The 11,137-nt window shown below is 45.4% G+C and carries 12 protein-coding genes; all 12 read left to right on the top strand.

Features of this window, described 5'->3' with window-relative positions; all coding sequences use genetic code 11:
- Nucleotides 1-3 precede the first annotated feature (3 nt).
- The 12 genes from BUC50_RS05260 to rodA are packed head-to-tail and all read left to right on the top strand — an operon-like array spanning nt 4 to nt 11,123.
- On the top strand, nt 4-2,319 hold the full coding sequence (locus BUC50_RS05260) for a RelA/SpoT family protein (protein ID WP_286677211.1): 2,316 nt from the start codon (nt 4-6) through the stop codon (nt 2,317-2,319).
- 6 nt (nt 2,320-2,325) lie between these two features.
- Complete coding sequence (gene dtd / locus BUC50_RS05265; protein ID WP_013047999.1) at nt 2,326-2,775, top strand: D-aminoacyl-tRNA deacylase; 450 nt, start codon at nt 2,326-2,328, stop codon at nt 2,773-2,775.
- Nucleotides 2,775-3,422, top strand: a complete 648-nt coding sequence (locus tag BUC50_RS05270; protein WP_013048000.1) for an MBL fold metallo-hydrolase — start codon at nt 2,775-2,777, stop codon at nt 3,420-3,422. The genes dtd and BUC50_RS05270 overlap by 1 nt, the downstream gene beginning before the upstream one ends.
- Nucleotides 3,419-4,093: a RadC family protein gene (gene radC, locus BUC50_RS05275; RefSeq protein WP_013048001.1), complete on the top strand. Its 675-nt coding sequence runs from the start codon at nt 3,419-3,421 to the stop codon at nt 4,091-4,093. The genes BUC50_RS05270 and radC overlap by 4 nt, the downstream gene beginning before the upstream one ends.
- Complete coding sequence (locus BUC50_RS05280) at nt 4,090-5,169, top strand: rod shape-determining protein (protein ID WP_013048002.1); 1,080 nt, start codon at nt 4,090-4,092, stop codon at nt 5,167-5,169. The genes radC and BUC50_RS05280 overlap by 4 nt, the downstream gene beginning before the upstream one ends.
- 17 nt (nt 5,170-5,186) lie before the next feature.
- Nucleotides 5,187-5,981, top strand: coding sequence for a rod shape-determining protein MreC (mreC, locus tag BUC50_RS05285; protein WP_286677212.1), 795 nt, complete (start codon nt 5,187-5,189; stop codon nt 5,979-5,981).
- The gene (gene mreD / locus BUC50_RS05290) at nt 5,978-6,439 is read left to right on the top strand and encodes a rod shape-determining protein MreD (protein ID WP_013048004.1); all 462 of its coding nucleotides are present in this window, start codon (nt 5,978-5,980) and stop codon (nt 6,437-6,439) included. Before mreC ends, mreD begins: the two co-directional genes overlap by 4 nt.
- On the top strand, nt 6,408-8,168 hold the full coding sequence (gene mrdA, locus BUC50_RS05295; RefSeq protein ID WP_273312180.1) for a penicillin-binding protein 2: 1,761 nt from the start codon (nt 6,408-6,410) through the stop codon (nt 8,166-8,168). Before mreD ends, mrdA begins: the two co-directional genes overlap by 32 nt.
- A 28-nt stretch (nt 8,169-8,196) precedes the next feature.
- The gene (gene minC / locus BUC50_RS05300) at nt 8,197-8,874 is read left to right on the top strand and encodes a septum site-determining protein MinC (RefSeq protein ID WP_013048006.1); all 678 of its coding nucleotides are present in this window, start codon (nt 8,197-8,199) and stop codon (nt 8,872-8,874) included.
- A 26-nt stretch (nt 8,875-8,900) separates the two neighbouring features.
- On the top strand, nt 8,901-9,704 hold the full coding sequence (gene minD, locus BUC50_RS05305; protein WP_013048007.1) for a septum site-determining protein MinD: 804 nt from the start codon (nt 8,901-8,903) through the stop codon (nt 9,702-9,704).
- A 21-nt stretch (nt 9,705-9,725) separates the two neighbouring features.
- On the top strand, nt 9,726-9,998 hold the full coding sequence (minE, locus tag BUC50_RS05310; protein WP_013048008.1) for a cell division topological specificity factor MinE: 273 nt from the start codon (nt 9,726-9,728) through the stop codon (nt 9,996-9,998).
- Between the two features lie 12 nt (nt 9,999-10,010).
- Complete coding sequence (rodA, locus tag BUC50_RS05315) at nt 10,011-11,123, top strand: rod shape-determining protein RodA (RefSeq protein ID WP_013048009.1); 1,113 nt, start codon at nt 10,011-10,013, stop codon at nt 11,121-11,123.
- The last annotated feature ends 14 nt before the right edge of the window (nt 11,124-11,137 follow it).

The following is an 11,137-nucleotide window of genomic DNA, read 5'->3' on the forward strand; positions in this document are numbered from 1 at the left end:
GCCATGGTAGAAATTCACACAGATTCCCTAGAATATGAAATAGACCCAATAGATCCAAGAGAGCAGGAGCGCCACCTTAAAAGTCTTGGGCTCGATAAGAAGTCTCTGGGGAAGTTGCGAGATAGCTATATTGGACGGATACCAGAGACAGAACGAACTATTTCTGTTAAGTTCGCTTGGCATGAGCTATGGTCGAAAGTGACATATTATTTGACCAAAGAAGAACTGAAGAAACTTGGCGAAGCCTTTGTTATGGCAGCGGATGCTCATGGTGAACAAAAACGCTCAAGTGGAGACCCATATGTTGTACACAGCATAAATGTAGCCTCAATACTTGCAGACATGCAACTCGATTTAGTTACTCTTATAGCGGCTCTCCTTCACGATGTTTTAGAGGATACCGCCCTTTCCGCAGAGAAGGTCAAATCAGCATTTGGCGATGATGTTATTACTCTTGTAGATGGCGTAACGAAATTAGGCAAGCTTCCCTTTAAATCTTTCGAAGACTATCAGGCAGAAAATCTTCGTAAAATGTTTGTTGTCATGGCTAAGGATATCCGCGTTGTTCTTATTAAGTTGGCAGACAGACTTCATAATATGAGAACCCTAGGAGCTCTTCGCAGGGATAAGCAACTGCGCATTGCTAAAGAAACGCTGGAAATATACGCACCCCTCGCTCACCGACTTGGAATCTACCAGGTAAAGAGAGGATTAGAGGACCTCGCATTTAAATACTCCGACCCCGATATGTATTACGAGATACGGCGCAGAGTGCGAAAGAAATTGCCTGAGCGGGAAGCTATCATTAAAAAAGCTATAGAAATCCTTCAAGATCGTTTAAAACAGGAATCCATTCATTTTAAAGTGAAAGGGCGGGCCAAACATTTTTATAGCATCTATGAAAAGATGAATCGCAAAAAACTTCCCGTAGAGCAACTTTATGATCTCCTAGCCTTGCGCGTTGTAGTGGATGATGTGGCTGCCTGTTACACTGTTTTGGGTATCGTCCATACTATTTGGAAACCTATCCCTGGTCAATTTGATGACTACATAGCTAATCCAAAGACAAATATGTACCAATCGCTTCATACCACTGTCGTTGGTCCTACGGGAGAACCCCTGGAAGTTCAAATACGATCTGCTGAAATGAACCGTCTTGCGGAATATGGGATCGCCGCCCACTGGAGATATAAAGAGGGTGGCAATGTCCTCGATGATCTGGATGCCCGCCTTACATGGATTCGCCAGGCCCTCGAAGGAGATCATGAAGGGGGACCAACAGAGTTCCTTGAACGCCTAAAAGAAGATGTTCTCACATCTGATGTCTTCGTATTTACCCCCCAGGGGAAAGTGGTGTCTTTGCCCAAGGGGTCGACACCTATAGACTTTGCCTATGCCATTCATACCCAGGTTGGAAACCGCTGTGTGGGAGCTATGGTCAACAACCGGATTGTGTCTCTGACCTATGAAGTAAAAAATGGCGATATTGTTAAAATTATTACTTCACCTCAAGGGACCCCCTCCCGGGACTGGCTTAAGATGGCCCGCAGCAGCAAGGCTAAAGGCAAGATTCGCTCCTTCTTTCGACAGCAGGAAAAAGCAGAAAGGCAAGAAAAGATCGAGCGCGGGCATGAACTTCTTGAAAGGGAAATTAAAAGAAGGGACATAGAAGATCTCAGTGCCGAATATGAAGACCTGATCCCCCTTCTCAACAGGATAGCCCGGGATATAGGACATGCCAATGGTGAGGATATTTTGGTCGCCATAGGCAACAACACTTTAAGCCCATCGACGCTTATACAAAAACTTATTGGTAGAACGCAAGTTCCCGCTTTACCAGAGATTCCGGAAGAGATACCTCCCGCTGGCATAAAGAAGACAGATTCCGATATTATAGTAGAAGGGGCCGAAGGCGTTCAGGTGGTTATCGCAAATTGCTGTCTTCCTGTTCCAGGGGATGAGATCGTAGGATATTCGACTCGTAGCCGCGGGATAACTGTTCATAGATCAGGTTGTCCGAATGTGGAAGAGGCAGGAGAAACAAGGCTTATACAGATTTCATGGGGGCCAGGGGCACGGGGGAACAGATATACTACGAGGCTGAAGCTTGAAGCAATGGATAGGTCTGGTCTTTTTACAGACGTGGCTCAAGCTATAATGGCAAGTGATGGAAACATTGTGGGTATAAAGGCGAACGTAGTTGGCGGCACACTTGCCCGGATGAAAATAGAGATCAGAGTACGGGATATAGAACATCTATATGCTATTGTTGCAAAACTTAATGCGGTTAAGAACGTTATAGAAGTAACCCGGGGGTGAAGATGTATGCGAGCTGTTGTACAAAGAGTTTCATCTGCTTCTGTTTGTGTAGAAGGAGAAAGAGTAGGTTCCATAGATCAGGGTCTTCTTGTTTTGTTGGGGGTTTCAGGAAAAGATACAGCGGCAGATGCAGAATGGCTTGTGGAAAAAATAGTAAACTTGAGAGTGTTTGAAGACGAGGAAAGGAAGCTAAACCGCTCTCTTTTAGATGTGGGAGGGAAGTTGCTTGTGGTTTCTCAGTTTACTTTGTATGGCAACTGTCGAAAGGGGCGGCGTCCTTCTTTTGTTGAGGCAGCGCCACCAGAAGTAGCCGACGCCCTTTATAACGTTTTTGTAACAAAGGCAAAAGAACGGAATATACCAGTTCAAACAGGGGTTTTCCAGGCGCATATGATGGTTGAGCTTGTTAACGATGGGCCGGTCACCCTTATTATTGATACGCCGGAGGGAGCCTAATGGATTATAAACGTTTCCCCCTGGGGGCTTTGTGGACAAATGGATACCTCTTTTGGGATAGTCACAAGAGGGGTTTTTTTGTTGATCCAGGCGGAGAGGCCAGCGATGTCATCGCTTTCTTAGAGGAACAGAAGATTCATCTTGAATGGATTCTTTTAACCCATGGGCATATTGACCATATTGGGGGAATTCCCATGCTTGCTCCTTATGCATCTAAAGGAGTTGCTGTTGCGACAGAAGATGAAAAGCTACTGAACAATCCAAATCTGAATCTTTCCCAGTGGATAGGGCTGGATTTTGAAGGCTGGAATGCTTCTTTGTTGCTTGCGGATTCAGACCAGATCCAGATAGGTGAATATACGATTTCTGTCATAGCTACCCCAGGGCACACCCCTGGCAGCATTTGCTATGTGGTGAAAAGGCATAATGAATCTCTTCTTTTATCGGGAGATACTCTTTTTGCCAGAAGTGTGGGAAGGACGGATCTACCAGGCGGAGATAGTAAAATCCTCGCTCTTTCCCTTCGCAAATTAACAGTTTTGCCTGATACGATGGCAGTGCTCCCCGGTCACGGCCCTGAAACCACAATAGGCCAAGAGAGAGAATGGAATCCTTTTTGGCCTGACAGGGAGTCACAAGTGAAGTGAAATTGAAACAACTGCCTCTTTCAGAACGACCGCGGGAAAGGCTTTTCAGGGAAGGGGCGACGGCGCTTTCTCTTGCGGAGCTTATTGCTATCCTTCTTCGAACGGGTAGCGAAAACAAGGATGTTCTAGGATTGTCCGGGGAGTTGCTCCATCTTTTCGGGGGGTTGAAGGGCATCTCAAAGGCTTCAATTTCAGAGATACTTCAGGTGAAAGGGATGGGGAAGGCTAAAGTGGCAGTGCTGGTTGCGGCTCTTGAACTAGGCAAAAGATTGATGGCATGTGATACAAATATAGAAAGTGAAAGAGACGAATGGAGGAAAACTTTAAGCTATCTGTGTCGACTCCTTTCAGAAGAAGAGCGAGAAATCATAGTTTCTCTTTTCCTTGACGGAAAAGGAGGCGTGATTTCGAAGGAAAGAGTATCATATGGAGGTATTGAAGGAGCATTCCTTGATGTAAAATATTTATTTCGAAAGGCCGTACGTCTTGATGCTAGAGGAATGGTCTTGATCCACAACCATCCCAACGGCACATTAAGACCAAGCCGGGAAGATATAATGCTAACCGAGTTTGTTGAGCGCAGTCTTAGCGTGCTTGACATAAGTTTTGTCGGGCACTTTATTGCAGCTAGGGGGGAATGGGTGCAAATTCCTCCAGGATATACCGCATGAAGGTGGGGAGTGTACAAGTGTTCAGATTTATTTCTGGGATGTTCGGTACTGACGTAGGGATTGACTTGGGGACGGCTAATATAGTGGTATACATTAAGGGGAAAGGGATAGTTTTTAACGAGCCTTCTGCTGTAGCCATCCGTAAAAAAATAAAAGGCGGCGGCAAAATAGAAGTTATAGCTGTCGGAAATGAAGCAAAGGCTATGGCGGGCAAAACCCCTACGGGAGTTTATACTATTTGGCCGCTGCAGGATGGCGTTATAGCCAATTACGATATGACAGAAGAATTAATTCGATATTGTCTTAAAAGAGCTGCGGGGGGAAGTACTGTACTTGCCCATCCCCGAGTAGTCATATCAGTGCCTGCCGAGGTTACAGAGGTAGAAAGAAAAGCAGTTGTAGATGCCACTTTGGGCGCAGGAGCAAGAGAAGCCTATGTAGTGGAAGAGCCAATTGCCGCTGCCATTGGAGTAGGTCTTCCAATAAAAGAGCCTCGGGGAAGTATGATACTTGATATTGGCGGCGGGACAAGCGAGGTCGCAGTCCTTTCTCTGGGTGGCATTGTTGTTACGAACTCCCTTCGTACGGCAGGCAAGGATATGGACGAGGCTATTATTGCTATGCTCCGTCAAAAGTATGCTCTCCTTATTGGTGACACCACCGCAGAAGAAGTAAAAATGCAGATAGGAACGGCTCTCCCTATGGAAGATGAGCTGGAAATGGTCGTAAAGGGGCGAGATCTGGCAGATGGGTTGCCAAAGGCAGACATGGTGACCTCGTACGAGGTTAGAGAAGCCCTTGAGCCTATAATCCGCCGAATTGAAGATATGGTAAAAGTCGCCCTGGAGCAGACCCCACCTGAACTTGCAAAAGATATAGTAGATCAGGGAATAATTCTTTCGGGCGGGGTTTCTCAGCTAAGAGGATTATCTGAGCGGTTTTCTCGCGCTTTGAGCACCCCTGTAATAGTGGCGGAGGACCCTCTCTTTTCTGTAGCACAAGGGGTAGGGAAAATACTTGAGAATCTTGACGACATGAAAAAAGTTCTTCTCTCTGTGGAGAAAGGCGCTCAGTAATGTTCGGGAGATAGGGGATGCGTAAACCAGATTCCGGTGATTTCAATAAAGAAGTCATCCATGGGCTTGTGGCTCTTGCCGCTAGCTTCATGTTGCTTGCTCTCGCCCCTCAAATTCTTCTTTTTCGAACTCCCTCTGACTGGGTAGGGAAAGTTTTGTTTTATCCTGAGGTCCCAGCGGTGTTATTAAACAATACTCTTCGCAAGGCTTCGTTTTGGTTCAGAGAACGATCCGCTCTCATTGCAGAGAACCAAAAGCTGTCTCAGGAAAACTGGATATTGAAAGTTGCCATAAGCCAAGAAAAGGTCGAAAGTTATATGGAACGAATGAATCAAATTACAAAATACGCTCGAATAACCTTGCGCTCCCCCCACGATTGGTGGACAGAGATAAGAATAAATCAAGGGGAAGAAAATAATTTAAAACCTGGATTCCCTGTTTTACAAAAAGGGTCTTTAGTGGGACGTATTACCCGAGTAGAAGCTGGATATTCATGGGCGGAACTTATTACTTCCTCATCTCTCCTTATACCTGTGGTTGTGGATCAGACCCGGGATCTTGGTGTGGTGACAGGTGATGGGCAGGGACAGATCTGGCTGCAGTATATTTCGGAAGGCAGATCCATAGAGAAAGGAATGACTGTAAGCACTGCGCTGGTTAGTGAAAGTTTGCCCCCGGGGCTTCCAGTTGGCTCTGTAACTGGAGAGCTTCGCCATTCTTCTGGAGGGTTTGTTGCTTATAGGATAGAACCCGGGGCAGATTTTATCCGCCTTTATCAGGTAGAGGTATTAACAGAGGGAACAAAACCATGACATCTTTTGTCATAGCATGGTATGCCCAAGATCTTCTTCGTGTTTTTTCCTCAGGTCACTTTTTAGTGCCTGAAATTTTTCTCCTTGTTTTGCTTTACATGGCTCTGAAGCATGAGGATGAAGGTGCTTATATTCTTTGGAGCGGTTTTCTTGGCGGTATTCTGTGGGATTTAAGGTGGCCAGGGTTGGTTGGTGTTTCTTCAGCTCTTTACGTGGCGTCCATTCTCTTTGTCCGTTGGATTTGGCTTTCCCTCCCTTCTTCAGCACGAAGTGTCCCGGCCTTTGGCCTTTTAATCTGGAGTGCCCATTTGGTTTTAACTTTTATCAGGCTTCTTATGTGGGGAATAAGAGAACAGACCCTTCTAAAAGTTTTTTTAGTGCAGCAGGGGGTTCTTTTGCCAATGGTTTTTGGAGCTTGCCTTCTTTATGCCTGGAGTGTGGGACAAGACGATGCCTAGCGACCGAAGCGATATCGATAGACGTCTCAGAACATGGAGAATTGTGATGTTATGCTCCATGGGACTTCTTATAGGGGCTCTTTATTACTTTCAGATCATTCATGGGGATAGCTATATAAAACTTGCGACAGGAAATCGCCTTCGTTTTGTTCGATTCGCCCCCTCTCGGGGGAATATTTATGATCGAAATGGCGCTCCACTGGCCACCAACATTCGTACTTTTGATATTATGGGATATCCTCTCGATCTGGAGAAAGAACAGCTTGTATCTAAAACATCTGAAATATTGAATAAACATGGAATTCCGTTGACATCGGAGGAGATAAAGAATACGGTCAAGCGGCAATACTGGGCTCCCTACAGAGTTGTTCGCGTGGTGTCAAATCTTACTCTAACCCAAATGGTTGATCTTATAGCTGACCCGGAGTTTCCGCCTCAGCTTTTTCCAGTACCAGTCTGGCGCCGCACCTACCCATCTGGAGCTTTAACGGCAAATGTAACGGGATATGTGGCTGAGATTAGCGAAGATGAGTTGAAGTCGAAAAGAGAAGGGGACTATGTGGGGGGAGACCTTATTGGCAAAGCTGGCATAGAATTTTCCTATGAATCCCTATTGCGGGGCATGCCCGGAGAAGAATCTATAGAGGTAGACGCCAGAGGGAGACGAGTGCAGGAAATAGACTTTAAATCTCCAGTTAAGGGGAAGGATATCTATCTCACTCTTGACCTTGGCGCTCAAAGATTGTCAGCTGACCTAATGAAAGAGAACAGAGGATCTGTTGTAGTATTGGATGTGGAGACTGGTGCTGTGCTTGTTCTTTATACGGCTCCCTCCTATGACAATAACCCTTTGGCGTGGGGTGTGTCTGCCAGGGAGTGGAAATCTCTCTTAAAGGATCCAGAACGTCCAATGCTTGATCGCAGCATTGCAGGGGTGTATCCGCCAGCTTCTACTTTTAAGCCTCTGGTAGCTCTCTCTGCTCTTGAGGAAGGAGCAATTACACCCAAAACGACGTACTTCTGTGGGGGATCCTTCCAATTGGGGGGAAGGGCTTTTCGCTGCTGGAAGCGCGGTGGGCATGGAACAATCGGATTGAAAGAAGCTTTAAGTCAATCTTGTGATGTATACTTCTACCAAACAGGAATTAAAGTTGGCATTGACAGATTGACTCGCTGGGGGCAGAAATTAGGGGTGGGAAATTTAACAGGTATAGATATACCGGGGGAACTTTCAGGCAATAGAGCGGGCCGAGAATGGAAAGAAAAAGTTGTCAAAGAGGTATGGTACCAGGGAGATACGGTAAACTATTCTATAGGCCAGGGTTTCTTGCTCATGACCCCTATACAGATAGCCAGAATGTACGCCGTTTTCGCTAATGGGGGGAATCTCATAACCCCTCATCTTTATAGGGGAGAGATGGTTCCTCCTCAGAAGTTGAACCTTTCTAAAAATCACATAAAAACAATACATGAAGGGCTCGTGAACGTAATTAAAAGAGGAACCGGGTGGAGAGCCGGGACCTTTGGTGTCACAGTGGCAGGAAAGACAGGAACCGCTCAAAATGCCCATGGACCTGATCACGCTCTTTTTGCAGGGTACGCTCCTGCTGATAAACCTCGTTATGTAGCTGTTGCTGTGATAGAGGCTGGAGAGCACGGAAGTTCCGCAGCGGCCCCAATTGTAGGAGAAGTGCTTGCTTACCTTGTGGGCCATGATTCGCTAAAATAGGTTCTTTAAACCTCAGGGAGGAAGGAGAATGGAGTCTATGGAAACGTTTCAAACTCCAGTTCTACTAAAGGGAACAGGAGGGGGGCTGCGTCTTATCGTCCCTGAAGAATTGAAAGAAAAAGAAGTTTTTATGGAGCTTGAACGTGTTTCATCTCAAGCAAAAGCATTGTTAGAGATGAAAGTGATACTTGATTTTCAAGGACGGATATTAAGCAAAGACTTTATCATAGGTATTCTTAAGGATTTTATATGGTCTAAAGGTGTTTTTGTATCATCGTGGGTCACTTATGATGCAGAGAGTCAGCACTTGCTTCAGGCATTTGGCGCAAAAACAGGGGAGCCAGCGCGGGAAAAGCCCCATGGTAAGGGCAAAAACTATGACACGCTTTTTCTCATGCGATCCCTTCGCTCTGGGCAGCGCATAGAGCATGGCGGCGACGTTGTTATCATCGGTCATGTCAATGATGGCGCAGAAGTGATAGCTTCTGGAAATATTTGTATTTGGGGCCGCTTAAAAGGACTGGCCCATGCTGGTTCAGACGGGAATACTGAACAGAGCATAGTGGTGGGGGATTTTCAGGCAAAACAAGTTCGTCTTGGCAGTAAGGTGGGAAGTTACCTGGATAGCTCTATGGAGTGGTGGGCACACTCAGTCCTTATTACTCTTGAGCATGATTCTCTTTTTGTTCGCGAACTAAAAATATAACAGAGATTGGGAATGGAGGGATTTTCGTGGAGCCTCGAGTCATAGTTGTAACGTCCGGGAAGGGCGGAGTTGGAAAAACGACCACTACGGCCAACGTTTCTTTTGCTTTGGCAAAGGCTGGCTATAAAGTGGTTGCAATTGACGCTGATATTGGCCTTAGGAACCTTGATGTGGTAATGGGCCTGGAAAATCGCGTCGTGTACAATTTTATCGATGTAATTGAAGGGACTTGTCGCCTTCCCCAGGCTCTTATTCGGGATAAACGGGTCGACAATCTTTTTCTGCTTCCAGCAGCCCAGACTCGCACCAAGGATGCCGTAAGTCCAGACCAGATGGTGGAACTCTGCGAAATGCTGAAAAAAGAAGGTTTTGATTTTATTCTTCTTGATAGCCCTGCAGGTATTGAGGGTGGCTTTAAGAACGCAGCGGCGGGGGCGACTGAGGCTCTCGTTGTGACAACTCCAGAAATTCCTTCAGTTCGAGATGCAGACCGCATTATTGGCCTTTTGGAATCAATGGAAAAAAAACCAATTCGTCTCGTAATTAATCGGGTTAAACCCAGTATGGTCAAAGAAGGGGAAATGCTTGACGTACAGGATGTACTCGATGTGCTGGCCATTGAGCTTATTGGAATTGTTCCCGATGATGACAGTGTTGTCAAATCAGCAAATAGAGGGGAGCCTCTTACCAGCGGCGATACGTCCCTTGCATCTATGGCCTTCTCAAACATAGCGGACAGACTGCTTGGGAAAGAAGTTGCCTTTTTAAATCTCGATAGCCAGAGAGGCTCAGGGTTTTTCTCTGGTATCAAGAAGCTGCTGGGTTTTTAGAAACCGGGAGGAGAGGACATTATGCTAGGAATACTACAAAAACTTTTTGGACGGGAAGGCACAAAAAAAACAGCAAAAGAAAGACTTCAGATTGTTTTGATACACGATCGTTCTGATATCTCTCCTGGCCTTATGGAAGAACTTAGAAAAGATATGATTGAAGTTCTTTCTAAATATATGGAGATCGATACGGACAATATTGAGATGGAGCTTGACAAGGCTAATAAGTCTGTGGCTTTTGTAGCGAATATCCCGGTCGTTAGAATTAAGAGAAAATCACAGAGTGAGCAATGAACTTGAATTAGGATGGGCGAAAAAAGATTCTCTATTAAAGAAATTTTTGCATATGGAGATAAGGTACTGATCATATCGGTACTCGCTCTTTTTGTTTTGGGAGTATTATCTATATATAGCGCGGAAATGGGAGTGGGCCGCAAAGCTAGTGGATTTGCCATGAGGCAGCTTGTTTGGGGTCTTATTTCACTCGTTGTTTTTTTCGTGGTTATTAAGGTAGGGTACCGTCGACTGATCAATTGGGCGTACTTTATCTACTGGGTTTTTTCTGTCGGCTCGCTTTTAATTGTGCTTCTTACGGGATTGACTGTGAAAGGGGCCCAGAGTTGGTTAAATTTGGGACTACTTCGCTTCCAGCCGTCAGAGGCAGGCAAAATAGGCCTAGCCTTGGTAATGGCTAAACATTTCTGTAGATACCCGCCAGAAAATCTTTCTCGTTTTATTGGTGGATTGATCCTTGCTGGGATTTCGACTCTTTTAGTTTTTATCCAACCAGACCTGGGCAGCTCTATAGTTTATGGTCTCATGATATTAATAGCACTTGTTGTCGCGGGAGCCCCAAAACGATATGTGTTAACCTTGACAGGTCTGGCATTCGTGCTTTTACCTGTTGGGTGGCAATTTTTAAAGGAGTATCAGAAAAAAAGACTCCTTGTTTTCATTAATCCTGCCCTAGATCCCTTAGGAGCAGGATATAACGTTATACAATCAAGAATCGCAGTCGGATCAGGGGGATTGTTGGGAAAAGGATTTTTACATGGATTGCAAAGTAAACTTCGTTTCTTACCTGAACCCCATACTGATTTTATCTTTAGTGTTTATGCAGAAGAGTTCGGTTTTTTGGGATCGCTTATAGTTCTAGTGCTTTTTTGTGTTGTTTTTTGGAGAATAATCAATGCGGGCCTTCGATGCAAAGATAAAAGAGGGAAAGTTTTAGTGGCTTCTTTGGCAGCATGGATATGGTTTCAGGTTGTAGAATCTATCGGAATGAGTATGGGGCTTCTTCCTATCACAGGACTCCCCTTGCCCTTTTTAAGTTATGGAGGCAGTTCTCTTTTAGCCGTGTCCGTTGCAATTGCCCTTGTTATGAGTGTGTATCTTTCAACGATGAAAGATTATGAATAGATCTTAGTAGGGAG

The organism is Aminobacterium sp. EBM-42 (genome assembly GCF_001896635.1).
GTDB lineage: Bacteria > Synergistota > Synergistia > Synergistales > Aminobacteriaceae > Aminobacterium > Aminobacterium colombiense.

Coding starts and splice junctions, on each gene's coding strand:
- BUC50_RS05260 (WP_286677211.1), top strand. CDS start 4: ATGGTAGAAATTCACACAGATTCCCTAGAATATGAAATAGACCCAATA.
- dtd (WP_013047999.1), top strand. CDS start 2,326: ATGCGAGCTGTTGTACAAAGAGTTTCATCTGCTTCTGTTTGTGTAGAA.
- BUC50_RS05270 (WP_013048000.1), top strand. CDS start 2,775: ATGGATTATAAACGTTTCCCCCTGGGGGCTTTGTGGACAAATGGATAC.
- BUC50_RS05280 (WP_013048002.1), top strand. CDS start 4,090: ATGAAGGTGGGGAGTGTACAAGTGTTCAGATTTATTTCTGGGATGTTC.
- mreC (WP_286677212.1), top strand. CDS start 5,187: ATGCGTAAACCAGATTCCGGTGATTTCAATAAAGAAGTCATCCATGGG.
- mreD (WP_013048004.1), top strand. CDS start 5,978: ATGACATCTTTTGTCATAGCATGGTATGCCCAAGATCTTCTTCGTGTT.
- mrdA (WP_273312180.1), top strand. CDS start 6,408: ATGCCTGGAGTGTGGGACAAGACGATGCCTAGCGACCGAAGCGATATC.
- minC (WP_013048006.1), top strand. CDS start 8,197: ATGGAGTCTATGGAAACGTTTCAAACTCCAGTTCTACTAAAGGGAACA.
- minE (WP_013048008.1), top strand. CDS start 9,726: ATGCTAGGAATACTACAAAAACTTTTTGGACGGGAAGGCACAAAAAAA.
- rodA (WP_013048009.1), top strand. CDS start 10,011: ATGGGCGAAAAAAGATTCTCTATTAAAGAAATTTTTGCATATGGAGAT.